Here is a 23,144-nt window from a genome sequence, read left to right as displayed (position 1 = left end):
GGCCGCCGCCCTCGGCCATCACCTGCCCTTCGGACCTGGCGGCGGGTGGTGCGCCGGTGGAGCGGGTCGGATTACTTGACGACGCCGAGCGACGCGTAGTCGTAGCGGCCGTTGTAGGCGTCCGCCGTGTAGACGTTGGTCAGCCGGGAGCTGCGCCAGATGATGTTCTTCTCGTGGGTGAAGGGCAGGTAGACCGCGGCCTCCGAGACCTTCGTGTTGATCTGCTTGTAGAGCTCGCCGGCCTTGACCGGGTCGGTCTCCTTCAGCGCCTGGTCGAACAGGCCGTTGACGGCCTTGTCGTTCAGCTCCGAGAAGTTGTTGTTGCCGCTCTGGAGGATGAAGCGGCCGTCGACCAGCGGCTGGAGGAAGCCCTGGCCCGACGGGAAGTCGGCGCCCCAGCCCATGATGATGATGCCGTAGCCCTTCTCCTTGACCACCTTCGGCGAACCGATGATGCCCGAGGTCTGGGCGCCGTCGAACTGGTCGATCTGGGCGTCGATGCCGACGGCCTTCAGCGACTGCTGGAGGGACTCGGCGGTGGCGATCTCGATCGGCTTGTTGTTGCGGACCGCGATGGTGGTCTTGAAGCCGTTCGGCTTGCCGCACTTGGCGAGGGCCGCCTTGGCCTTGGCCACGTCCGCCTTGCCCGCGAGCTTGCCGTACGGGTCGGCCTTCGGGTCGGCGCCCTTGATCGCCGGGGGCAGCATGTTGGAGGCGATGTCGCCACCGGCCTGCGGGCCGCCGCGGGCGGTCTGGAGGGACTTCGAGTCGGCCGCGTAGATGATGGCCTTGCGGCACTCGACGTTGTCGATGACCGTCTGCGGGAAGACCGCGTAGCGGATGAAGCCCGTCTGCGGGTTGTCGATGTTGCCCTTGTGCTGCTGGAGCACCTTCTGGCGGGCGGCGGCACCGACGCCGGTGGCGTTGATGTCGAGGTCGTACTCGCCCTCGATCAGGCGGTTGTCCATGTCGTCGGCGTTCGTGGTGAACGTGACGCTGATCTTGTCCGGCAGGGCCTTGCGGACGGTGTCCGACTTGGCGTCCCACTTGTCGTTGCGGACGAGCTTGATCGACTTGTTGGGGGTGTACGACTCCCACTTGTACGGGCCGGAGGAGAAGGGCTTCAGGCCGTACTTGGACTTGGTGTCCTTGTCCTGGCGGACCGGGGAGGCCGCGGGCATCGCCAGCATCTGCAGGAAGTCGCCGTTGGCGACCGGCAGCTTGAAGACGATGGTCTTGTCGTCCGGGGTCTCGATCGCCTTCAGGCCGAGCTTGTCCGCGGAGGTGTCCTTGTACGGGCCCTTGTACTCGCCCTTGGGGTCGAGGACCTGCTGGAGGTAGATCGGGCCGCCGGAGATGACGTCCTGGGCCCAGATGCGCTCGATGCCGTACTTGATGTCCTTGGAGGTGATCGGCTTGCCGTCCTCCCAGGTGATCCCGTCCTTCAGGGTGAAGGTGTAGGTGAGGCCGTCGGCCGAGACCTTGCCGGTGTCGGTGGCGAGGTCGGAGACCAGCTCGGTGGAGGCGGCGCCCGGCTCGGCCTTGAAGGTGACGAGCTGGCGCGTGTAGTAGCGGGCGAAGTCCCACACGAAACCGTAGTAGCCGCGCTGCGGGTCCCACGAGTCGGCCTCCTGCGAGCCGATGAACTTCAGCTCGCCGCCCTTCTTGTCGGAGGCGTTGAGGACCTTGTTGACGCCGCCGTTGAAGGCGAGGCCGTCCTTGCCCTTGTCGCCGCTGCCGCCGCCGTTGCCGCCGCCGCAGGCCGTGGTGACGACCATCGTGGCCGCCGCGAGCAGCGCGCCCGCGGCGATTCTGCGCCTCTGAGTGCTCATCAGGGTCATGGGTCTCGCAACCTCCGGGATAGTGGCGGCCGTCACGGCGGTCCGCCGGTGGGGATGGGCCTCCTGTCGCCAGCGGCAGGGGCGGGTCTTGCGGGTCGTCGGCGAACGGTCAGCGGGAGCCCTTCGGGTCCAGCGCGTCGCGCACGCCGTCGCCGAAGAGGTTGAACGCCAGGACGGTGATGAAGATCGCGAGGCCGGGGATCACCATGAACAGGGGGTCCGACTCGTAGGTGTTGACGGCCTTGGACAGCATCTGTCCCCAGGAGGCGGTGGGCGGCTTCACGCCGGCGCCGAGGAAGCTGAGGGCCGCTTCGGTGAGGATGTTGGTGGGGATCATGAGGGTCGCGTAGACCGTGATCGGGGCCACCAGGTTGGGCAGCAGCTCCTTGCGGAGGATGTAGAGCCGGCCGGCGCCCAGGCTGCGGGCGGCCTCCACGTACTCGCGCTCGCGCAGCGAGAGGGTCTGGCCGCGGACGATGCGGCCGACGTACGGCCAGCCGAAGAAGCCGATCACCATCACGAGGGCGCCGATGCGCACGCCCGAGCCCTCGATCCCGAACAGCTCGTTGGGCAGCACCGAGACGAGCGCGATCGTGAAGAGGAGCTGAGGGAAGGCGAGCATGACGTCCATGACCCGGCTGAGGGCCGCGTCGATCCAGCCGCCGAAGTAGCCCGCCACGATGCCGAGGACGGTGCCGAGGAGGACCGCGAAGACCGCCGCCAGGAAGGCGACGAGCAGCGAGATCCGCGCGCCGTAGACGATGCGGCTGAAGACGTCGCGGCCGTTGACCGGCTCGACGCCGAGGAGGAAGTCGGAGCTGATGCCGCCCCAGGAGCCGATCGGGGTGCCGAAGAGCGGGTCGATCTGGTCCTCGTGGAACTCGTCCGGCGGGTGGCCGAGGAGACCGACGATGAGCGGCGCGAAGATCGCGACCAGGATGAGGAAGACGACGACGCAGGCGCCGGCGAGGGCGAGCTTGTCGCGCTTGAGGCGGGTCCAGGCGATCTTCCAGGGCGAGCGGCCCTGGATCCCCTTCTCGGGGGTGCCGGGGGTGCCGGAGGAGCCGGGATCGGCGGGCACGCCGTCGACGGTGGCGGTCGACGCGCCCGCACTGGTCTCGTGCAGTGGTGCCGTCATCGTGGTGAGGACCCCTCTCGGCCGCCGGTAGCCGGCCCTTGCCCGCCGCGGGTAGCGGCTCGGTGGAACAACCTGCCGGGTACCTGCTCGAAAGGAGCGGAACACCCGGTGTTCCGGGGAGTCTTCAATGCGCTCGTGATCACCCGCCAGCCCTGACGGGGAATGTTTGCTCAAACGTGATGCGGTGCTGCGACTTCCGTTATCCGGACGTCGCGCGGGCGTGAGCGGACCATCTCGGCCCCTCTTCCCCCCAATCGGACATGTCACTCAACTGGGCGTTTGAGCTCTTCAATTGGGGCGAACGAAGGCTTCCGGCAGGACCCGTGGGGCGGACGGGGAGGAAGAGGCCGTCTCAGTATCCGGACGGTGCCGCCGGCGGGTATCCGTACCCCGGGGCGGGGGCCGGGCCGCGCCCCGCGTGCGCCTCGCGGTCGTAGAAGGGGCGCGCGTTCGCCCGCAGCCAGAGCGCCACCGGGTCGTACGGGTCGGAGAGGGCGACCGTCGAGACGGGCAGCCCGTCGGGGACGGAGCCGATGGACTGGCGCATCATCGACCGGACCGTGTCGACGGCCGCCGGGGAGGTGTCGTACAGGTCGAGCCCGATGACGAGGTACGGGGAGCCGAGCGCGGGCTGCACCCAGCCGCGGCGCAGCGCCCGGACGGCCGGGGTGCGGTGCGCGTTCTGCGTGATCAGGGCGTAGAACTGCGGGATCTCCAGGGCGGGCTCGGTGACGCGCAGCGGCCCGGCGGGCATCCGGTCGAGGCCGGTGGCGATCCGGCGCAGGTCGGCCCAGGGGATGCCGACGCCGCCGCCGGGGGCGTGCGGGTTCAGCCAGACGCCCCAGCGGTCGGGGTAGAGGGCGCGGGCGATCTCGCGGCCGGTGACGCGCTCGTGGCCGCGGTTCCAGCCGGAGGCGGCGAGCTCCTGGTCGGAGGTGACGCAGGGCGCGTAGCCGAAGCCGTCGACCTCCATGTTCCCGTACTGGGCGTCGGGCGAGCCGGGCGTGCCCTGCCAGAGCAGCATCCGCAGCTCGCCGTCGGCGAGGGCGTGCAGCAGCCGCTCGTACGCGTCGTAGCGTCCGGGTGCCACCTGGCGCAGCATGTGCTCGACCTGACCGGCCGCAGCGGTGCCTGACGCACTCACCCTGGGTCCCGCCCCTCTTCCGTCCACCGAATCAGTTCAGCTTAAACAGGGAGCCGCTCACACGGCGGCGCGCTGGTAGAAGGGGCGGACCCGCTCCGTCATCCAGTCCCCGACCGGGTCCTGCGCCATGTCGAGCAGGATGAGGTTGACCGGCCAGGCGACCTCGACGCGGCCGAGGGCCCGGCCGAGGGCGTCCAGGGGGGCGGTCCGGTCGGCGCCCTCCCAGTGGGAGAGCTGGACGCCGATGAAGAGGGCCGGCTCGGTGCCCTCGACGCTGGCGAGGGCGCGGCGGGCGGTGGCGACGACGCCGGTGGCCTCGAACTCGGCGGAGGCGGCGGCGAGGAAGTCGACGGGGTCGTCCTGCCAGTCGGGCTCGAAGAGCCGGACGCGGCCGCCGGACGCGGGGCCGTCGAGCGGGGTCCGGCCGGCGCGGCAGAGCTCGGCGACGGCGGGCGGGGGCAGCGGGACGCCGACGGTGCCGCCGGGGTTCACGGCGATGCCGAGCTGCGGGGGCAGGCCGCGGGCGAAGTCGCGGGCGGGCGCGACGGCGAAGGACATGTGGTCGCCCGCGCAGGCGCGGAGCTGCTGCTCGGAGCTGAAGACGGGGACGTAGGCCGCGCCCTCGATCTCCATGGTGGCGAGGTCCAGGTCGGGGCTGTCGGGGCCGCCGCCGTTGGGCAGGGGGACCCAGACCGGGCTGCGGCCCAGGACCTCCAGGAGGCGGCCGCCCGCCTCGGGGTTGCCGAGCGAGGCGGCAAGCACCTCTTCGAGCTCGTTGCCCGGCCACGTCACGTCCACGGTCCCGTTCCCCTTCTCGCGCGGCCTGCCGTACCCGGCCGCCCGGCAGCACCCTAACGCCGCCCGGGCGGCGCCGTGGCCGGAAGGGAGGGGTACGGGCGCCCGGGACGCGCGGGGGAAGGGGTCAGACCGCCTCCCCGAAGCCGATCGTCCGGAGGGCGTCCGCGGCGTCCCGGTCGAGCAGGGTCACCGAGGCGCAGCCGTGCGGGAGCCGGCCGTCCCCGGCGGCCCGCAGCAGCCGGCCGACCGCGCGGCGGTGCCGGGCGAAGGCGTACGCGGAGACGCCGCGGCCCCGGGCGTCCTGTCCGGCCCTGGCGGTGTCCGGGGTGACGTCGAGGAGGACCAGGTGCAGCTCGCTCCCCCGCCGGCGGGCCTCGCGGGCGAGCCAGCCGCGCACCCAGGACTGGGTGCCGCAGTCGTGCACGACCACGCTCGCGCCGGAGCGCAGGGCGCGGCGCAGCCCGGCGTAGTGCGCGATCCGGACCAGGGGGCGGTAGAGGGCGTACGGCAGGAGGCGGGGCATCCGGGCCTCCCAGCGCTCCCGGGCGTCCTGGGAGTCGATGCCCCGGTCCCCGGCCGCCCGCTTCATGAGGGTGGACTTGCCGCTGCCGGGCAGCCCGGAGACGACCACGAGGTCCCCGGCCGCGAAGGCCAGGGCGCGGGGGCCCCGGCCGCCGCGCTCGCGCAGGTCCCGCAGGATCCGGCCCCGTCCCCGGGACCGGGCGCGGGCCCGTGGGGACGGTATGCCGGTACTCGTCGCGTACGCGCCGGTGTGCTGGATCGTCATCGCCTTCTCCCCCTGCCGGGCCTCGGGAGACCCTTCCCAAGAAGTGTAAAGAAACGGTAATGGGGCACAAGCGATTTGCCGCGCCGACACCGCGTGCAATGATGTGCCCGCCAGGACCTGTCCGGCCCTGGGCGCGCACAGTCGCCGTACAACCGCATACCGGCCGTTCGAATCCGCGCGGGAGAGTTCCGGACCACGCACGTGACCACGCAGTCGTCACGGGGTGTGTCCGGGCGCCGAAGGAGCAAGACCCTCCCTTGAATCTCTCAGGCCCCGTACCGCGTGGATGAGGCAGATCTGAAAAGCGGGACACCGTCGTGTCCCCACCCAAGGTGCAAGCCGGGCTCTCGGTGACGAGGTGCCCCCGGTGAACCTCTCAGGTTCCATGACAGATGGGGAGGACGTCCTCGCCCGTCATGTCTTCGTCACCGAACGCCCTTGGGACCCGGGAGCCACCCCATGACCTCTGCCCCCCGCCTGACCGCCCTCGATGCGCTGCATCGTTCGCTGGGCGCGACCATGACCGACTTCGCGGGCTGGGACATGCCCCTGCGGTACGGCAGCGAGCGCGACGAGCACAACGCCGTCCGCACCCGGGCCGGTCTCTTCGACCTCTCCCACATGGGCGAGATCACCGTCACCGGGCCGCAGGCCGTCGAGCTCCTCGACTTCGCCCTGGTCGGCAACATCTCCACGGTGGGCACCGGCCGCGCGCGGTACACCATGATCTGTCGCGAGGACGGCGGCATCCTGGACGACCTGATCGTCTACCGCCTGGGTGAGACCGAGTACATGGTGGTCGCCAACGCCTCCAATGCCCGGACCGTCCTGGACGCCCTCACCGAGCGCGCGGCCGGCTTCGACGCCGAGGTCCGCGACGACCACGACGCGTACGCCCTGATCGCGGTCCAGGGCCCGGAGTCCCCCGGCATCCTGAAGTCGGTCACCGACGCCGACCTGGACGGCCTGAAGTACTACGCCGGCCTGCCGGGCACGGTCGCGGGCGTGCCCGCCCTGATCGCCCGCACCGGCTACACCGGCGAGGACGGCTTCGAGCTCTTCCTGAAGCCGGAGCACGCCGAGGGCGTGTGGAAGGCGCTGACCGAGGCGGGCGAGGGCGTCGGCCTGATCCCCTGCGGCCTGTCCTGCCGCGACACGCTCCGCCTGGAGGCGGGCATGCCGCTGTACGGCCACGAGCTGACCACCTCCCTCACCCCCTTCGACGCCGGCCTCGGCCGGGTCGTGAAGTTCGAGAAGACGACCAACGAGGGCCGCTTCGTCGGCCGCGAGGCCCTGGAGAAGGCCGCCGAGCGCGCCGAGACCGCCCCGCCGCGCCGACTGGTCGGCCTGGTCGCCGAGGGCCGCCGGGTCCCGCGCGCCGGGTTCTCCGTCGTCAAGGACGGCCAGGTCGTCGGCGAGGTCACCTCCGGCGCCCCGTCCCCGACCCTCGGGAAGCCGATCGCCATGGCGTACGTGGACGCGGCGCACGCGGAGCCCGGCACCCCGGGCGTGGGCGTGGACGTCCGGGGCACCCACGAGCCGTACGAGGTCGTGGCGCTGCCCTTCTACAAGCGCCGGAAGTGACGCGTCCGTCCCACCCGGCGTCTCACCCCGCAAGACCGACGTTCATCAGCACTCCCCCGATCCAGGAGAATCAGGTCATGAGCAACCCCCAGCAGCTTCGGTACACCAAGGAGCACGAGTGGCTGTCGGACGCCGTGGACGGCGTCGCGACCGTCGGCATCACGGAGTTCGCGGCCAACGCGCTCGGTGACGTCGTCTACGCCCAGCTCCCCGAGGTCGGCGACACGGTCACCGCGGGCGAGACCTGCGGCGAGCTGGAGTCGACGAAGTCCGTGAGCGACCTGTACTCGCCCGTCTCGGGTGAGATCGTCGCCGCCAACCAGGACGTGGTGGACGACCCGTCCCTGGTGAACACGGCTCCGTTCGAGGGTGGCTGGCTGTTCAAGGTGCGCGTCGCGGGTGAGCCGGACGACCTGCTCACCGCCGACGAGTACGCCGCGTTCTCCGCCGGGAACTGAGACCGGGCCCGAGACCCCTAGGGATCGATTCATGTCGCTTCTGAACACTCCCCTCCACGAGCTGGACCCCGACGTCGCCGCCGCCGTCGACGCCGAGCTCCGCCGTCAGCAGTCCACCCTCGAGATGATCGCCTCGGAGAACTTCGCTCCGGTTGCGGTCATGGAGGCCCAGGGCTCCGTCCTCACCAACAAGTACGCCGAGGGCTACCCGGGCCGCCGCTACTACGGCGGCTGCGAGCACGTCGACGTGGCCGAGCAGATCGCGATCGACCGGATCAAGGACCTGTTCGGCGCCGAGTACGCCAACGTCCAGCCGCACTCCGGTGCCTCCGCGAACCAGGCCGCCCTCTTCGCGATCGCCCAGCCGGGCGACACGATCCTGGGCCTGGACCTGGCGCACGGCGGCCACCTCACCCACGGCATGCGCCTGAACTTCTCCGGCAAGCAGTTCGACGTGGTCGCGTACCACGTGGACGGGGCCGGTCTGGTCGACATGGCCGAGGTCGAGAGCCTCGCCAAGGAGCACCGCCCGAAGGTGATCATCGCGGGCTGGTCGGCGTACCCGCGTCAGCTCGACTTCGCGGAGTTCCGCCGGATCGCGGACGAGGTCGGCGCCTACCTGTGGGTCGACATGGCCCACTTCGCGGGCCTGGTCGCCGCCGGTCTGCACCCGAACCCGGTCGAGCACGCGGACGTGGTGACCTCCACCACGCACAAGACGCTCGGCGGCCCGCGCGGCGGCATCATCCTGGCGAAGAAGGAGTTCGCGAAGAAGCTGAACTCCTCCGTCTTCCCGGGCTTCCAGGGCGGCCCCCTGGAGCACGTGATCGCGGCCAAGGCCGTCTCCTTCAAGGTCGCGGCCTCGGAGGAGTTCAAGGAGCGCCAGGAGCGCACCCTGGAGGGCGCCCGGATCATCGCCGAGCGCCTGGTCCAGGACGACGTGACCGCCCACGGCGTCTCGGTCCTGTCCGGCGGCACGGACGTGCACCTGCTCCTGGTCGACCTGCGCGACTCGGAGCTGGACGGCCAGCAGGCCGAGGACCGCCTCCACGAGGTCGGCATCACGGTCAACCGGAACGCGGTCCCGAACGACCCGCGTCCCCCGATGGTCACCTCGGGCCTGCGCATCGGCACGCCGGCGCTCGCGACCCGCGGTTTCGGGGCCGAGGACTTCCGCGAGGTCGCGGACGTCATCGCCGAGACCCTCAAGCCGGGCTTCGACGCCGAGAAGGCCGAGGCCCTCAAGGCCCGGGTGACCGCCCTCGCGGACAGGCACCCGCTGTACCCCGGCCTGAAGTGACACCTTAGTAATTTCGTACGCTTTTGTTCGTACGGACATCCGGGGCACCGCGCACACTGGAACGACGGGCGCGGTGCCCCGACCCGTGTCCCCCCGCCCCGCTCGCTCTCTGCACCACCCCGGCAGACAACGACGTCCAGCCCCCCACAAGGAGTCATCCCGTGGCCATCTCGGTCTTCGACCTGTTCTCGATCGGCATCGGCCCGTCGAGCTCCCACACGGTGGGCCCCATGCGCGCGGCCCGGATGTTCGCCCGCCGACTGAAGAACGAGGGCCTGCTGGCCCACACCGCGAAGGTGCGGGCGGAGCTGTACGGCTCCCTCGGCGCCACCGGCCACGGCCACGGCACCCCCAAGGCCGTCCTGCTCGGCCTGGAGGGGAACTCGCCCCGCACGGTCGACGTGGAGCACGCGGACGAGGAGTTCGAGCGGATCAGGGCGAGTGGCCGGATCAACCTGCTCGGCGCCCACGCGATCCCCTTCGACTTCGACGCCGACCTGGTCCTGCACCGGCGCAAGGCGCTCCCGTACCACGCCAACGGCATGACGGTCTCCGCGTACGACGCGGAGGGCGGGCTCGTCCTGGAGAAGACGTACTACTCGGTCGGCGGCGGCTTCGTGGTCGACGAGGACGCCGTGGCCGGCGAGAACCCGATCGTCCCGGACGACACGGTCCTGAAGTACCCCTTCCGCACCGGCGACGAGCTGCTCCGCCTCGCGAAGGAGACCGGCCTGTCGATCTCCGCGATGATGCTGGAGAACGAGAAGGCCTGGCGCACCGAGGACGAGATCCGCGCGGGCCTCCTGGAGATCTGGCGGGTCATGCAGTCCTGCGTCTCGCGCGGCATGTCCCGCGAGGGCATCCTGCCCGGCGGCCTGAAGGTCCGCCGGCGCGCGGCGAACTCGGCCCGCAAGCTGCGCTCCGAGGGCAACCCCGAGGCCCACGCGATGGAGTGGATCACCCTGTACGCGATGGCGGTGAACGAGGAGAACGCGGCGGGCGGCCGGGTGGTCACGGCCCCGACGAACGGCGCGGCCGGCATCATCCCCGCCGTCCTGCACTACTACATGAACTTCGTCCCCGGCGCGGACGAGGACGGCGTGGTCCGCTTCCTCCTCGCGGCCGGCGCGGTCGGCATGCTCTTCAAGGAGAACGCCTCGATCTCCGGCGCCGAGGTCGGCTGCCAGGGCGAGGTCGGCTCGGCCTGCTCGATGGCGGCCGGCGCCCTCGCCGAGGTCCTGGGCGGCTCCCCGGAGCAGGTGGAGAACGCCGCCGAGATCGGCATGGAGCACAACCTGGGCCTGACCTGCGACCCGGTCGGCGGCCTGGTCCAGATCCCCTGCATCGAGCGCAACGGCATGGCGGCGGTCAAGGCCGTCACGGCCGCGAAGATGTCGATGCGCGGCGACGGCAGCCACCTGGTCTCCCTCGACAAGGTCATCAAGACCATGAAGGAGACGGGCGCCGACATGAGCGTCAAGTACAAGGAGACGGCCCGCGGCGGGCTCGCGGTGAACATCATCGAGTGCTGAGCCCCCGGGCCTCCGGGGGCCGGGCCGGCCCCGGACGGGCGGGCGACCGGGGTCGCGCGGCCCGTCCGGGCGGGCGGGTCAGGCCTTGCTGAGGTGGGACCAGAACTCGTCCCACGACAGCTTGCCGTCGCCGTTGTCGTCGCGCTGCTTGATGAGCGCCTCGGCGACCGTCTCCGTGACGTGGAAGTCGCCCAACTGGGCCATCACGCTCTTGTACTCCGCGGCGGTGATGAAGCCGTCCCCGTCCACGTCGTACCGGTTGAATGCCGTGCGTGCCGACTCGATGTCCGCCACTGTTTCCGCCCCTTCATGGTGCTTGTCCGACGGGGTCAGATTAGCCGCCCCGGCCCGGCGGCCCGACGGGGGTCAGCGGAAGACGCCGGTGTGGCCGAGCGAGTAGCGGCCCGGCTGCGGGTAGACGGCGAGGCCGTGGGGGCCGTTGCCGACGGGGACGCGGGCGAGCTGCTTCCCGGTGCCGGTGTCGATCGCGTACACCTCGGAGTCGTAGCGCCCGGAGAGCCACAGGACCTTGCCGTCGGCGGAGACGCCGCCCATGTCGGGGGAGCCGCCGCCCGGGAGCCGCCACTTCTTCGTCAGCCGGTTCTGCCGGAAGTCGAAGACGGAGACCGTGCCCTCGCCCCGGTTGGAGACGTACATCTCGCGCGAGTCCCGGCCGACGTAGAGGCCGTGGCAGCCCTTGCCGGTGGGCAGCAGGGTGGGGGTGGTGAACTTCTCGCCGTCGAGGACCCACATGCCGTGGGCCGCCATGTCGGCGACGTAGAAGGTCCTGCCGTCCGGGGAGATCTTCACGTCCTGGGGCATGGCGCCCTCGAAGGGCAGCTTCTGCTGTCCGATCACCTCCATCCGCTCCGTGTCGACCTTGAGCAGCTCGCCGGAGAACTCGCAGGAGACGACGAAGTAGCGCCCGTCCGCGGAGAAGTCGGCGTGGTTGACGCCGTAGCAGTCGACGGGGACGGACTTCTTCCGCTCCATGGTGTGCGGGTCGCGGAAGACGAGCTCGCGGTCGAGCGAGGCCATGACGATCGCGTACCTGCCGTCGGGCGTGAAGTAGAGGTTGTACGGGTCGTGGACCTCGACGGGCTTGCCCGCCCTGCCGGTGGCCGGGTCGATGGGGGTGAGGGTGTGGCCCCGGTTGTTGTTGACCCACAGGGTCTTCAGGTCCCAGGACGGCACGACGTGCTGGGGCTGGTCGCCGACGGGGACGGTCGCGACGACCCGGTAGGTGGCGGGGTCGATGACCGAGACGGTGTTGGAGCCGGTGTTGGGGACGTAGATCCGGGAGGGGAAGTCCTTCACCACCGGGGAGAGCGTGCCGGGCCGGTCGGCGGCGTAGACGTCGTGCGGGTCGAGGAGCGGCGGCATCCCGGGCAGTCCGGCGGGGGCGGTCGCCCTGGGTACGGCGGGGGCCGCGGCCTTCTTCACGGGGGCGGCACCCTCGTCCGGGCCGCCGCCGCAGCCGGCGAGGAGGATCCCGGCGAGGACGGCGGCCGCACCCGCCCGGAGGGCCCGGCGGCGATCGGTCTGCTTCACCCGGCCATTCAAAGGGAGATCGGCGCCCTTTGTAACGATTGGGCCGATTCAGGACGTTTGTGGCCCTTCGTCGGCCGTCCAGTATGCGGACTACCCCGGGAAACAACCAATGAACCGCATAGCCATTCACTGTTTACAAGGCAGGTGCCACACGTCACCAACGATTCACAGTTAAAGTGTGAGCGTTTGCCCGTTTTTGTCACTCTAAGGACTTTTGGCGATGAGGGTACTCGTCTGACATAGTCGATGACACGACCCCCATTGACCCGGGCCAGGTCGACACAGCGGCCGTGGATACACCCCCCCGTCCACGGCGCATCACACGGAAGCCCCCAGCACGCCCCACCACGGCGCACGGGGGCTTCCGTGCGTCCGGGTCCGGGCCGGCGGGGGACTCAGGAGCGGTCCGTGACCCGCATCTCGAACCAGGTCGTCTTGCCGCGCGGCGCCAGGTCCACGCCCCAGCGGTCCGCCAGCTTGTCGACCAGGAAGAGCCCCCGGCCGCTCGTGTCCAGCTCGTGCACCGGCATCAGACAGGGCAGCCCGCGCGAGGGGTCGCGCACCTCGATCCGGATCCAGCCCCGGCGCCGCTGCAACCGCAGCGCGAAGGACCGGGCGCCGGTGTGCCGGACGGCGTTCCCCACCAGTTCCGAGACCAGGAGGACCGCGTGCTCGGCGATCTGCGGCCCCAGCGCCCACTGGCGCATCACGACGTGCTGCGTGAGCCTGCGGGCCACCCACGCGGACTCGGGACGGGACGGCAGCCGCACGTCGTCCTCGGCCGGGTTGCCGTACAACTCCACTGCTTCGGCGGCCTGTTCGTCGTCCGCGGCCAATGACCACCGCCCTGCGGCGGCGCTCGCGCGCTGCCGTGGTTGTTCTCTGCCCTCCAGGCCCGCCATGCCCCCCATCATGGCCGCACGGGGCGGACCGCGGGGGCCGTTCCGCGGGAAACGGCCCCCTACGGGCCCCGGAGAGGCGCCTTACGGGCTCCGGGCAGGTGCCTTACGGACACCTGGCCGACACCCGACGGCCCCCTTTCGGTCAGCTCAGCCGAATTTCGCCTTCCCGGGGCCCTCCTCGACGAAGCTGCGCATCCCGCGCTCGCGGTCCTCGGTGGCGAACAGGCCGGCGAACCAGGTGCGCTCGATGGCCAGACCGGTGTCGATGTCGGTCTCCAGGCCCTGGTCGATCGCCTCCTTGGCGGCCCGCAGGGCGACGGCCGGGCCCTGCGCCAGCTTCGCGGCCCACGCGTGCGCCTGCTCGTACACCTCGGCGGCCGGGACGACCCGGTCGACCAGGCCGAGGGAGAGGGCCTCGTCCGCCTTCACCATCCGGCCGGTGAAGATGAGGTCCTTGGCCTTGGAGGGGCCGACGAGGCGGGAGAGGCGCTGGGTGCCGCCCGCGCCCGGGATCAGGCCGAGCAGGATCTCGGGCTGGCCGAGCTTGGCGTTGTCGGCGGCGATCCGGAAGTCGGCGCAGAGCGCCAGCTCGCAGCCGCCGCCGAGGGCGTAGCCGGTGACGGCGGCGACGACCGGCTTGGGGATGCGGGCCACGGCGGTGAAGGCGTCCTGGAGGGCGCGCGAGCGCTTGACCATGGCCACGTGGTCCATGACCTGCATCTCCTTGATGTCCGCGCCGGCCGCGAACACCTTCTCGCCGCCGTAGAGGACCACGGCCCGCACGTCGTCGCGGTCGGTCGCCTCCTGGGCGAGCTCGCGCAGCCGGTCCTGGGTGGCGACGTCCAGGGCGTTCATCGGGGGGCGGTCGAGGCGGATCGTTCCGACGCCGTCGGCGACTTCGAGGTTCACAGTCATGGGAGAAGGTTAGAACTCGTCAACAGAAGAGGACCCGGTGCTGTTGCTCACAGCACCGGGTCCCGCCGAAAGGCTGGGGAACGCCTAGGCGGTCCACTCCGACCACGGCATGTTCCAGCCGTTGAGGCCGTTCTCCGGCTTGATCTGCTTGTCCTTGGAGTTCTTCACGACGACCACGTCACCGATGATCGAGCTGTCGTAGAACCAGGCGGCCGGGGTCGAGCTGTCCCCCGCGCCCCGCGCGTCCTGGAGGCCGACGCAGCCGTGGCTGACGTTCTCCGAGCCGAAGGTGCTCGCCGGGGCCCAGTAGTTGCCGTGCACGAAGGTGCCCGACTGGGACAGGCGCATCGCGTGCGGCACGTCCTTGATGTCGTACTCGCCGCCGAAGCCGACCGTGGCGCCGTTCATCCGCGTCACCTCGTACTTCTCGCTGATGACCATCTGACCGTTGTACGTGGTCGTGGAGGGCGCACCGGCGGTGATCGGCAGCGTCTTGACGGTCTTCCCGTCGCGCTCGACCCTCATGGTCTTCGCGCTCGCGTCGACGGTGGAGACCTGGCGGCGGCCGATGGTGAAGGTGACGGTCTTCTTCTGCTTGCCGTAGACGCCGGGGCGGCCCTCGACGCCGTCCAGGTTGAGGTGGACCGTCACCTTGGTGCCGGCGGCCCAGTACTGCTCGGGACGGAAGTCCAGGCGGTCGTTGCCGAACCAGTGGCCCTCGATCGGGACGGACGGCACGGCCGTCACCTTGATGGCCCTCTCGACGGCCTCGGGGTCGGTGATGCCCCGGGTGAAGTTGATGGAGACCGGCATGCCGACGCCGACGGTCGAGCCGTCCTCCGGCGTGTAGTGGCCGATGAAGGTGTTCTTCGGGACCAGGGTCGTGAAGGTGGTGTCCTTCGCCGACTCGCGGCCCGCGGCGTCCTTCGCGACGGCGTGGACCTTGTACTGGGTGCCCCCGGCCAGGTGGGCGGTCGGCTGCCAGCTCGTGCCGTCCGCCGCGATCCGGCCCTCGACCGCGGTGCCCTTGGAGTCGGCGACCGTGACCGTGGTGAGCTTGCCCTGCTGGGCGGTCACCTTGAGGACGCCGCTGGTGGCGACCGAGTCGGCGCCGTCCTTCGGAAGGATCGTCACGACGGCCTGGGAGGCCGCGTTCTCCTGCTTGGCGCCGCCCTGGGCCTCGGGGCCCTTCGCGCCGTCGGCGGAACCCCCGCCGCCGCAGGCGGTGAGCACCAGGAGCAGCGCCCCCGCCGCCAGGGCCTGGAACCGGACGCCCCCGCGTCGCCGGCCCCGTCCCGTGGTCCCTACCGATGCCCCCGATATCGGCTGCCCGTTCACTGTGGTCGTCTCCCCTCGCACGGCCCGGCACCGCCGCGGCCCCACCCCCGTGCGCATTCACTCGCGCACACGGCGCTAGATAATCACACCGCAGGACACGAAAGATCCTCGTGCATGTCACCGTTCCGTCCCGATCGACGTGCGAGGACGACGGAAGCGGCGGGGGTGGCGGAGGACGACGGGAGCGACGGGGGGCGGCGGGGGACGGACGGGAGCGACGGGGGGTGGCGGGGGACGGACGGGAGCGACGGGGGGTCAGCGCAGCGCGGAGCCCGCCCTCCAGCTCTTCCAGTCCGTGTTCCAGCCGCCGAGCCCGTTGTCCGGGGCGACCTGCCGGTCCCGGGAGTTGACCACCTCCACCACGTCGCCGACCAGGGTCCGGTCGAAGAACCAGCCGGCGGGCGAGCGCTCGCTGCCGCCCTTCTCGTCCCGGAGCCCCACGCAGCCGTGGCTGACGTTGGCGGTGCCGAAGGTCTCGGACGGGGCCCAGTAGTTGCCGTGGAGGAAGGTCCCGGACTCGGTGAGCCGCATCGCGTGCGGCACGTCCTCGATGTCGTACTCGCCGCCGAAGCCGACCGTGGCGCCGTTCATCCGCGTCACGTCGTACAGCTCGGTGACGACCATCTTCCCGTTGTACGTGGTGGTCTTCGGCGCTCCCGCGGTGACCGGCAGGGTGGCCAGGACCTCGCCGTCCCTGCGGACCTCCATGGTGTGCGCGGCGGCGTCCACGACGGAGACCTGGGAGCGGCCGACGGTGAAGCCGACCCTCTTGCGCTGGATGCCGTACACGCCGGGCGCCCCCTCGACGTCCCGCAGGCCGATGTCGACGGTGACCCGGGTGCCGGCGGCCCAGTACCGCTCGGGGCGGAAGTCGAGCCGCTCCCTGCCGAACCAGTGGCCGACGACCTCGACCGGCGGGTCGGAGGTGATCCGGACGGCGCGCTCGACCGCGGCCCGGTTCTCGACGGGGCGGTTGAAGGAGAAGGAGACGATCATGCCGGTGCCGACCGTGGAGCGGTTCTCCGGCGTGAAGTAGCCGATGAAGCGGGACTCGGGCACCACGGTGGTGAAGGCGGTGTGGCGGGCCGAGCGGCGCCCGTGCGCGTCGAGGGCGACGGCGTCCACGCTGTACTTGGCGGCCGGTGCGAGCCGGCCCGGGGCCAGCGGCCGCCAGCGCAGCCCGTCGGCGGAGACCTCCCCGGCGACCTCGGTCCGCCGGCCGTCCTCGATCCGGGCGACGGTCACCCGTTCGAGCCGTCCGCCGTCCACCCCCACCTCGACCGTCCGCCCGGTCGGGACCGCGCGGCTGCCGTCCTCCGGGGTGACCCGGATGACGTCGCCGGGGGCCCGTCCCTTGCCCGGCAGGGAGAGGTCGAAGCCCCCGCCGCCGTCCGTTCCGGTGCAGCCCGCGAGGCCCGCCACCAGTCCCGCCACCGCGAGGGCGCGTCCCGCCCGCTTCCATACAGATCTCACGCCCGGCCCAACGACGGCCACCCTCCAGGGGAAACGTGCGTGCGGGTCATGTTGGGAGCACGGCCGTACGGGAAGAACAGGAGGAGAACCGCGCCCGGGGACCGGTGGCAGGGACGCCACCGGTCCCCGGGCGCGGGCCCGACGGAGCCGCGGGAGGCCGGACGGTGGCGAGCGCAGCCGAGCAGGAGGCGGTACAGCAGCGTGCCCTGGAGCGGGCGGGGCCGCCCGTGTGGCCGGGGGCGCCGACGCCCCTCGGCGCCCGCTGCCGGGTCGGGCCCGGCGGGGTCGCGGGCACCAACTTCGCCCTGTGGGCGGGCGGGGCGGAGGCCGTCGAGCTGTGTCTGTTCGACGAGGACGGGACGGAGGCGCGGCTGCCGCTGACCGAGCTGACCCACGAGATCTGGCACGGCTTCGTGCCCGGGATCGGCCCGGGGCAGCGGTACGGCTACCGGGTGCACGGCCGCTGGGACCCGTGGACGGGCGCCCGGTGGAACCCGGCGAAGCTGCTCCTCGACCCGTACGCGCGGGCCGTCGACGGCGAGTTCTCCCTCCCGCCCGAGGTGTACGGGCACGTGCGGGACTGGCCGCAGCAGCACGTGGCCGACACCGTCCGCGACGAGCGGGACTCCGCCCCGCACGTCCCGAAGGGGGTCGTCGTCCACGACGACGACGACTGGTCCGACGACCGCAGGCCCAAGACGCCCTGGCAGGACTCGGTCATCTACGAGGTGCACGTCAAGGGCTTCACCAAGCTGCACCCGGGCATCCCCGAGCACCTGCGCGGCACGTACGCGGGGCTCGCGCACCCGGCGGCGGTCGACCACCTCGTACGGCTCGGGGTGACGGCGGTGGAGCTGCTGCCGGTGCACCAGTTCGCGCACGAGGACCACCTGCTGCGGCGGGGCCTGCGCAACTACTGGGGATACAACTCCGTCGGCTACTTCGCGCCGCACGCCGGCTACTCCTCCTCGGGGACGGCCGGACAGCAGGTCGGCGAGTTCAAGAAGATGGTGCGGGCGCTGCACGCGGCCGGCATCGAGGTCATCCTCGACGTGGTCTACAACCACACGGCGGAGGCGGGCGAGCTGGGCCCGACCCTCTCCCTGAAGGGCATCGACAACCGGGGCTACTACCGGCTCCAGTCCGACGCCCGCCGGTACGCCGACTACACGGGCTGCGGCAACACCCTGCACGTGGTGCAGCCGCAGGTGCTGCGGCTCATCACCGACAGCCTGCGCTACTGGGTGACCGAGATGGGGGTGGACGGCTTCCGCTTCGACCTGGCGGCGGCCCTCGCCCGCTCCTTCCACGACGTCGACATGCTCTCCCCCTTCCTCGCGGTCATCGCCCAGGACCCGGTCCTGCGCCGGGTGAAGCTGATCGCGGAGCCCTGGGACGTGGGCAACGGCGGCTACCAGGTGGGGGCCTTCCCGCCGCTGTGGACCGAGTGGAACGACCGCTACCGGGACGCGGTGCGGGACTTCTGGCGCGGGGCGCTGCCGGACGTGCGGGACCTCGGCTACCGGCTGTCCGGCTCCAGCGACCTGTACGCCTGGGGCGGGCGCCGGCCGTACGCCTCGGTCAACTTCGTCACCGCCCACGACGGCTTCACGCTGCGGGACCTCGTCACGTACGAGCGGAAGCACAACGAGGCCAACGGCGAGGGGAACCGGGACGGCACCCACGACAACCGCTCCTGGAACTGCGGGACGGAGGGCGAGACCGACGACCCGGAGACCGGGGCGCTGCGGCTGCGCCAGCAGCGCAACCTGCTCACCACCCTGCTCCTGTCGACCGGGGTGCCGATGCTGGTCTCCGGCGACGAGATGGGCCGCACCCAGGGCGGCAACAACAACGCGTACTGCCAGGACAACGAGATCGGCTGGCTCGACTGGTCGCTGCCCGAGGACCCCGGCCGGGCCGAGCTCCTCGCCCTGTCCCGGCGGCTGCTCGCGCTGCGCCACCGGCATCCGGTGCTGCGCCGCCGGGCCTTCTTCTCCGGCCGGCCGCAGCGCGCGGACGGGCTGCGGGACCTGGCCTGGTTCACGGCCGGGGGGACGGAGATGACGGAGGGCGACTGGTACGCGCGGACGGGGACGCTCGGCCTCTACCTGTCGGGCCGGGACATCCCGGGCCGGGACGCGCGGGGCGAGCGGATCACCGACGACAGCTTCCTCGCCGTCCTGCACTCCGGCCACCGCCCCCTGGACTTCCGGCTGCCGGGCCCGCCGTGGGCGGAGACGTACGAACTGGTCGTGGACACCGCCCGCGAGGACCAGTCCGGGCCGCCGGGCACGGTCCACCGGGGCGGCGAGGTGCTCCCGGTGGGGGCCCGGTCGGTGGTGCTGCTGCGGGTGTCCAGGTAGGGGGACGCGGGGGGGGATCCGGGCGCTCAGGAGCGGCCCAGGATCCCCCGGTCGTACCCGGCGGCGACGGCGGCCGCCCGGTCCTTCACGCCCAGCTTGCCGTAGATGTGGGTGAGGTGGGTCTTGACGGTGGCCTCGCTGATGAACAGCTCGGCGGCGATGGCGCGGTTGGCGGTGCCCCGGGCGACGAGGGCGAGGATCTCGGCCTCGCGCGCGGAGAGGGTGGTGTCGGCGGGCGGGGCGGCGGGGGCGCGGACGGCGGTGACGAGCCGGGAGGCCACGGCCGGGGAGAGGACGGTACGGCCCTCGGCGGCGGCCCGCACGGCCGCGAACAGCTCCTCGCGCGGGGCGTCCTTGAGGAGGTAGCCGGTGGCGCCGGCCTCGATCGCCGGGAGGGTGTCGGTGTCCGTGTCGTACGTGGTGAGGACGAGGACCCGGGCGCGGGCGCCGTGCCGGGCGAGCGCGGCGATGGCGTCGACGCCGCCGCCGCCCGGCATCCGCAGGTCCATGAGGACCACGTCGGGGTCGAGTTCCAGGGCGAGGGCGACGCCCCGGACGCCGTCGGGGGCCTCGCCGAGGACGCGGAAGCCGGAGCCCTCGGCGGCGAACATGCCGCGCAGGCCGTCCCGTACGACGGGGTGGTCGTCGACGATCAGCAGGGTGATGTCGGTCATGGTGTGGCCAACGGTACGCGGGCGGAGACCGCCGTGCCCTCGCCGGGGGCGGTCTCGACGGTGACGGTGCCGGTGAGGCGCTCGGCGCGGGCCCGCATGCCGTCGAGCCCGAACCCGCCGCCCTCGCCGTCCCGTTCGGGCCGGGCGAGCGGGTCGAAGCCGCGGCCGTCGTCCCGTACGTCCAGGGTGATCTCGTCGTCCATGTAGGAGAGGGTGACGCCGGCCCGGGCGGCCCCGGCGTGGCGGGCGGTGTTGGACAGGGCCTCCTGGGCGATCCGCAGCAGGGTGGCGGCGACCTCGCCGTGGAGCGGTGCCTCGGTGCCGGTGACGGTGAAGCGGGTGGCGACGCCGGTGCGTTCGGCCCACTCCTCGACGGTCTTGCGCAGGGCCTCGGGGAGGGCGTCGTGCTCCAGGGCGACCGGGCTCAGGTTCCGCACGGAGCGCCGGGCCTCGCCGAGACCGTGCCGGGCGAGGTCGGCGGCGCGCCGCAGGTGGGTCTCGGCGCGCTCCCGGTCGGGGGCGGCGGAGGCGGCCTGGAGCTGGGTGACGACCCCGGTGAGGCCCTGGGCGATGGTGTCGTGGATCTCGGCGGCGAGCCGGCGCCGCTCGTCGGCGACCCCGGCCTCCCGCGCCTGGAGCAGGAGTTGGGCCTGGAGGGCGGCGTTCTCGGCGAGGGCCTGTTCGAGGCGGCTGTTGGCGCGGGCGAGCTCCGCGATGGTGGCGGCGCGCTCGGCCGCCTTCTCCGCCTCCTTCGTGCCGAGGTGGGAGAGGCCGACGACGAGGCAGGCGTTCAGGGCGAACAGTCCGCCGAAGGCGAGCCACTGCACGAGGGAGGCGGGCGGCAGTCCGCCGGACTGGGACCCGGCCATGGTGACGGCGACGAGGAGGAGCCCGGCCCGGGAGAGGCGGCGGGGCAGCAGGTGGACGGCGTCGAAGTAGCCCGCGCAGGCGTAGACCGCGAAGAAGGGGTTGAGCCAGGTCAGCACGAAGGCGAGGGCGGTGCGGAGGACGAAGTACGCGGTGGAGGCGGGGCCGGGGGCACCGGGGACGAGGAGGGGGACGGGGACGGGGACGTCGGGGACGGGGGCGGGGTCTTCCGTCGGGGGGTTGCCTGCGGGCTCTTCCCGTAGGGGGCCGGACTCTTCCCTTACGGGGCCCGGTCCTTCCCGTACGGGATCCGGTCCTTCCCGTACGGGATCCGGTCCTTCCCGTACGGGATCCGGTCCTTCCCGTACGGGCTCCGGCTCGTCCCGTACGGGCTCCGGCTCGTCCCGTACGGGATCCGTCCCCTCCCGTACGGGCTCCGGGTCTTCCCCTGAAGGCCCGGAGCAGGGGCGGCCGGTCGTCCAGCCGTGGGCCGCGACGAAGCGGACACAGCGGCGGTCCCACACCGCGTGGAGGAGGAGGGCCATCGGCACCAGGAACCCGGCGGTCACCGTCTCCGCGCGGTCCGACAGCGTCCCCGCCGACGCCCCGGCGATCGCGGTGGCGATGCCGAGCAGGCCGTACGGCCCCCAGCGGAAGAACTGGCGCCAGCGTTCCTCGACGGTGGTGGCCGGCATCGGCCCCCCTCCCCTCACTCCCCGCGTCGCCCCCGACGTCACTCCCAGCGGAACCAGCGCACCGAGGCGCCGGTCAGGACGACCGCCCACAGGGCCATGACCCCGAGCGCGGCCCATTCGGGCCGGCCGCCCGACGCGGCCGCGTCGAGGGCCTCGGAGGCGGCGCCGAAGGGGGTGAGCCCGACGATCCGCTGAAGGGTATCCGGCATGGCCTGGACCGGGACCCAGACCCCGGCGGTGAACATGGTGGGGAAGAAGACGGCCGAACCGACGGCGGTGGCGACCTTCTGCGTGCGCGCGACGGCGCACACGGCCGCGCCGAGCGCGAGTCCGCACGCGACGGCGAGCAGCAGGGCGATCAGGTACCCCGCCGGGTCCTCCGGCAGGGCGACGCCGAAGGCGAGGCGGCCGACCGCGACCACGAGCAGCGCGGAGACGAGCGCGGCGGCGGCGTGCAGGACGAGCTGCGCGGTGAGCAGGGTCCCGGGCCGTACGGGAGTGGTGGACATCCGGCGCAGGATGCCGCGCTCGCGGTAACCGGAGAGGACCGGGGGCATGGCCTGGAGCCCGGACATGATGAGGGCGAAGAGGACGGAGACGGGGACGTAGAGGTCGATGACCCGGCGTCCGCCGAGGTCCTCGGACGCCTCCCGGAAGGAGGGGATCAGGCCGAGGATCACGAGGAGCAGGGCCGGCGAGAGCATCACCCAGAACAGGCTTCCGGGCTCGCGGCCGAAGAGCCGCGCCTCGGTCTTCAGGACGGTCGTGGTGGCGGTGCTCATCGGTGATCGGTTCCCGTCAGGTCGAGGTAGGCGTCGTCGAGGGTGGCGTCGGCGACCCGGAGGCGGGAGGCGGTGACGCCGTGGCGGGCGAGGAGGGAGACGAAGGCGGTGACGGTCTCGTCGCTGCCGCCGACGACCGTGCGCCCGTCGGCGGTCGTGACGGAGACGGCCCCGGGGAGCGCCCGCAGCGCGGCCGGGTCGAGCGGGGTGTCGGCGGCGAAGGAGATCTCCTTGGCTCCGGCGGCGCGCCCGATCAGCCCGTCGGGGGTGTCGAGGGCGGCGATCCGGCCGCGGTCGAGGACGGCGATCCGGTCGCAGAGGCGCCGGGCCTCCTCCATGAAGTGGGTGACGAGCAGGACGGTCACCCCGGTGTCCCGGACGGCCTCGACGAGCTCCCAGACCTCGCGGCGGGCGCGCGGGTCGAGGCCGGTGGTGAGTTCGTCGAGGACGACGACCCGGGGGTCCCCGATCAGGGCGAGGGCGATGAACAGCCGCTGCTTCTGGCCGCCCGACAGCTTCCCGAACCGCACCTTCAGGTGGGGCAGGAGGCCGAGCCGCTCGGCGAGCGCGTGCGGGTCGGCGGGCCGCTCGTGGAAGGAGGCGTACAGGGCGAGCGCCTCGCGGACGGTCAGTTTGGGCTGGAGCCCGCTCTCCTGGAGCTGGACGCCGAGGACCCGGGTGGTCTCGGCGCGCCGAACGGCCGGGTCGTGTCCGCAGACGCGGACCAGGCCCTCGTCGGGGGTCCGCAGCCCTTCGACGCACTCGACGGTGGTGGTCTTGCCGGCGCCGTTGGGCCCGAGGATCCCGAAGACCTCCCCCTCGCCGACCTCGAAGGAGACCCCGTCGACGACCTTCCGGCCGTCGTAGGACTTGTGCAGTCCCCGCACTTCGATCGCTGCTGTCGTCATGCCCCGAGCCTCCTGCTCCGGGCGGCCCTCCGGCATCGGCCGATCCGCTCGTACCCACCGTCAACCGATCGGAGGATGGCGGGTACGACCT

The 23,144-nt window shown here is 72.2% G+C and carries 20 protein-coding genes and 1 riboswitch; of the genes, 5 read left to right on the top strand and 15 right to left on the bottom strand.

Annotated features, from left to right (window positions below):
• Positions 1-71: 71 nt before the first annotated feature.
• The 5 genes from ACFYNX_RS04075 to ACFYNX_RS04055 form a co-directional block, all read right to left on the bottom strand.
• Positions 72-1,841 carry an ABC transporter substrate-binding protein gene (locus ACFYNX_RS04075; RefSeq protein ID WP_365551241.1) on the bottom strand — a complete coding sequence of 590 codons (1,770 nt, stop codon included), beginning with the start codon at positions 1,839-1,841 and terminating at the stop codon, positions 72-74.
• Between the two features lie 109 nt (positions 1,842-1,950).
• Entirely contained in the window at positions 1,951-2,979 is a 1,029-nt protein-coding gene (locus ACFYNX_RS04070) for an ABC transporter permease (protein ID WP_125663630.1), read from the bottom strand.
• Positions 2,980-3,331: 352 nt separating this feature from the next.
• Positions 3,332-4,123: an enhanced serine sensitivity protein SseB C-terminal domain-containing protein gene (locus ACFYNX_RS04065; RefSeq protein WP_365551239.1), complete on the bottom strand. Its 792-nt coding sequence runs from the start codon at positions 4,121-4,123 to the stop codon at positions 3,332-3,334.
• Between the two features lie 57 nt (positions 4,124-4,180).
• The gene (locus ACFYNX_RS04060; RefSeq protein WP_125663626.1) at positions 4,181-4,921 is read right to left on the bottom strand and encodes an enhanced serine sensitivity protein SseB; all 741 of its coding nucleotides are present in this window, start codon (positions 4,919-4,921) and stop codon (positions 4,181-4,183) included.
• 124 nt (positions 4,922-5,045) lie between these two features.
• Positions 5,046-5,708: an AAA family ATPase gene (locus ACFYNX_RS04055; protein ID WP_365551237.1), complete on the bottom strand. Its 663-nt coding sequence runs from the start codon at positions 5,706-5,708 to the stop codon at positions 5,046-5,048.
• A gap of 168 nt (positions 5,709-5,876) precedes the next feature.
• Positions 5,877-5,999, top strand: a riboswitch (glycine riboswitch).
• Positions 6,000-6,167: 168 nt separating this feature from the next.
• Here ACFYNX_RS04055 and gcvT point away from each other — a divergent pair.
• From gcvT to ACFYNX_RS04035, 4 genes are all read left to right on the top strand, one after another.
• Entirely contained in the window at positions 6,168-7,292 is a 1,125-nt protein-coding gene (gene gcvT / locus ACFYNX_RS04050; RefSeq protein ID WP_365551235.1) for a glycine cleavage system aminomethyltransferase GcvT, read from the top strand.
• Between the two features lie 77 nt (positions 7,293-7,369).
• Entirely contained in the window at positions 7,370-7,750 is a 381-nt protein-coding gene (gcvH, locus tag ACFYNX_RS04045; RefSeq protein WP_125663620.1) for a glycine cleavage system protein GcvH, read from the top strand.
• Positions 7,751-7,781: 31 nt separating this feature from the next.
• Complete coding sequence (gene glyA / locus ACFYNX_RS04040) at positions 7,782-9,050, top strand: serine hydroxymethyltransferase (RefSeq protein ID WP_365551231.1); 1,269 nt, start codon at positions 7,782-7,784, stop codon at positions 9,048-9,050.
• Between the two features lie 161 nt (positions 9,051-9,211).
• Complete coding sequence (locus ACFYNX_RS04035) at positions 9,212-10,582, top strand: L-serine ammonia-lyase (RefSeq protein ID WP_388657392.1); 1,371 nt, start codon at positions 9,212-9,214, stop codon at positions 10,580-10,582.
• Positions 10,583-10,660: 78 nt separating this feature from the next.
• On the opposite strand, the gene ACFYNX_RS04030 is transcribed toward ACFYNX_RS04035, so the two are convergent.
• The 6 genes from ACFYNX_RS04030 to ACFYNX_RS04005 all read right to left on the bottom strand — a co-directional run bounded on the left by ACFYNX_RS04030 (position 10,661) and on the right by ACFYNX_RS04005 (position 16,761).
• Positions 10,661-10,876, bottom strand: a complete 216-nt coding sequence (locus ACFYNX_RS04030) for an EF-hand domain-containing protein (RefSeq protein WP_365551224.1) — start codon at positions 10,874-10,876, stop codon at positions 10,661-10,663.
• Positions 10,877-10,948: 72 nt separating this feature from the next.
• Positions 10,949-12,133 carry a YncE family protein gene (locus ACFYNX_RS04025; RefSeq protein WP_388657390.1) on the bottom strand — a complete coding sequence of 395 codons (1,185 nt, stop codon included), beginning with the start codon at positions 12,131-12,133 and terminating at the stop codon, positions 10,949-10,951.
• Positions 12,134-12,528: 395 nt separating this feature from the next.
• Positions 12,529-13,035: an ATP-binding protein gene (locus ACFYNX_RS04020; RefSeq protein WP_388657387.1), complete on the bottom strand. Its 507-nt coding sequence runs from the start codon at positions 13,033-13,035 to the stop codon at positions 12,529-12,531.
• Between the two features lie 147 nt (positions 13,036-13,182).
• Positions 13,183-13,950 carry an enoyl-CoA hydratase-related protein gene (locus tag ACFYNX_RS04015; protein WP_365551215.1) on the bottom strand — a complete coding sequence of 256 codons (768 nt, stop codon included), beginning with the start codon at positions 13,948-13,950 and terminating at the stop codon, positions 13,183-13,185.
• Positions 13,951-14,034: 84 nt separating this feature from the next.
• Positions 14,035-15,288, bottom strand: a complete 1,254-nt coding sequence (locus ACFYNX_RS04010; protein WP_388657384.1) for an Ig-like domain-containing protein — start codon at positions 15,286-15,288, stop codon at positions 14,035-14,037.
• Between the two features lie 255 nt (positions 15,289-15,543).
• The gene (locus ACFYNX_RS04005; RefSeq protein WP_388657381.1) at positions 15,544-16,761 is read right to left on the bottom strand and encodes an Ig-like domain-containing protein; all 1,218 of its coding nucleotides are present in this window, start codon (positions 16,759-16,761) and stop codon (positions 15,544-15,546) included.
• Between the two features lie 164 nt (positions 16,762-16,925).
• Here ACFYNX_RS04005 and glgX point away from each other — a divergent pair, with 164 nt between their 5' ends.
• Complete coding sequence (glgX, locus tag ACFYNX_RS04000; protein ID WP_388657378.1) at positions 16,926-19,127, top strand: glycogen debranching protein GlgX; 2,202 nt, start codon at positions 16,926-16,928, stop codon at positions 19,125-19,127.
• A gap of 26 nt (positions 19,128-19,153) precedes the next feature.
• On the opposite strand, the gene ACFYNX_RS03995 is transcribed toward glgX, so the two are convergent.
• The 4 genes from ACFYNX_RS03995 to ACFYNX_RS03980 are packed head-to-tail and all read right to left on the bottom strand — an operon-like array spanning position 19,154 to position 23,053.
• Positions 19,154-19,801: a response regulator transcription factor gene (locus ACFYNX_RS03995; protein ID WP_365551204.1), complete on the bottom strand. Its 648-nt coding sequence runs from the start codon at positions 19,799-19,801 to the stop codon at positions 19,154-19,156.
• Positions 19,798-21,363: an ATP-binding protein gene (locus ACFYNX_RS03990; protein ID WP_388657374.1), complete on the bottom strand. Its 1,566-nt coding sequence runs from the start codon at positions 21,361-21,363 to the stop codon at positions 19,798-19,800. The genes ACFYNX_RS03995 and ACFYNX_RS03990 overlap by 4 nt, the downstream gene beginning before the upstream one ends.
• Positions 21,364-21,401: 38 nt before the next feature.
• Positions 21,402-22,145, bottom strand: coding sequence for an ABC transporter permease (locus tag ACFYNX_RS03985; RefSeq protein ID WP_388657371.1), 744 nt, complete (start codon positions 22,143-22,145; stop codon positions 21,402-21,404).
• Positions 22,142-23,053 carry an ABC transporter ATP-binding protein gene (locus tag ACFYNX_RS03980; RefSeq protein WP_388657368.1) on the bottom strand — a complete coding sequence of 304 codons (912 nt, stop codon included), beginning with the start codon at positions 23,051-23,053 and terminating at the stop codon, positions 22,142-22,144. Before ACFYNX_RS03980 ends, ACFYNX_RS03985 begins: the two co-directional genes overlap by 4 nt.
• Positions 23,054-23,144: the final 91 nt, after the last annotated feature.

The sequence above is a fragment of the Streptomyces sp. NPDC007872 genome, from assembly GCF_042868165.1.
Taxonomy (GTDB): domain Bacteria; phylum Actinomycetota; class Actinomycetes; order Streptomycetales; family Streptomycetaceae; genus Streptomyces.
This window is presented reverse-complemented; position numbering and strand designations above follow the sequence as displayed.

Coding starts and splice junctions, on each gene's coding strand:
- ACFYNX_RS04075 (WP_365551241.1), bottom strand. CDS start 1,841: ATGACCCTGATGAGCACTCAGAGGCGCAGAATCGCCGCGGGCGCGCTG.
- ACFYNX_RS04070 (WP_125663630.1), bottom strand. CDS start 2,979: ATGACGGCACCACTGCACGAGACCAGTGCGGGCGCGTCGACCGCCACC.
- ACFYNX_RS04055 (WP_365551237.1), bottom strand. CDS start 5,708: ATGACGATCCAGCACACCGGCGCGTACGCGACGAGTACCGGCATACCG.
- gcvT (WP_365551235.1), top strand. CDS start 6,168: ATGACCTCTGCCCCCCGCCTGACCGCCCTCGATGCGCTGCATCGTTCG.
- gcvH (WP_125663620.1), top strand. CDS start 7,370: ATGAGCAACCCCCAGCAGCTTCGGTACACCAAGGAGCACGAGTGGCTG.
- glyA (WP_365551231.1), top strand. CDS start 7,782: ATGTCGCTTCTGAACACTCCCCTCCACGAGCTGGACCCCGACGTCGCC.
- ACFYNX_RS04020 (WP_388657387.1), bottom strand. CDS start 13,035: ATGGCGGGCCTGGAGGGCAGAGAACAACCACGGCAGCGCGCGAGCGCC.
- ACFYNX_RS04015 (WP_365551215.1), bottom strand. CDS start 13,950: ATGACTGTGAACCTCGAAGTCGCCGACGGCGTCGGAACGATCCGCCTC.
- ACFYNX_RS03995 (WP_365551204.1), bottom strand. CDS start 19,801: ATGACCGACATCACCCTGCTGATCGTCGACGACCACCCCGTCGTACGG.
- ACFYNX_RS03990 (WP_388657374.1), bottom strand. CDS start 21,363: ATGCCGGCCACCACCGTCGAGGAACGCTGGCGCCAGTTCTTCCGCTGG.
- ACFYNX_RS03985 (WP_388657371.1), bottom strand. CDS start 22,145: ATGAGCACCGCCACCACGACCGTCCTGAAGACCGAGGCGCGGCTCTTC.
- ACFYNX_RS03980 (WP_388657368.1), bottom strand. CDS start 23,053: ATGACGACAGCAGCGATCGAAGTGCGGGGACTGCACAAGTCCTACGAC.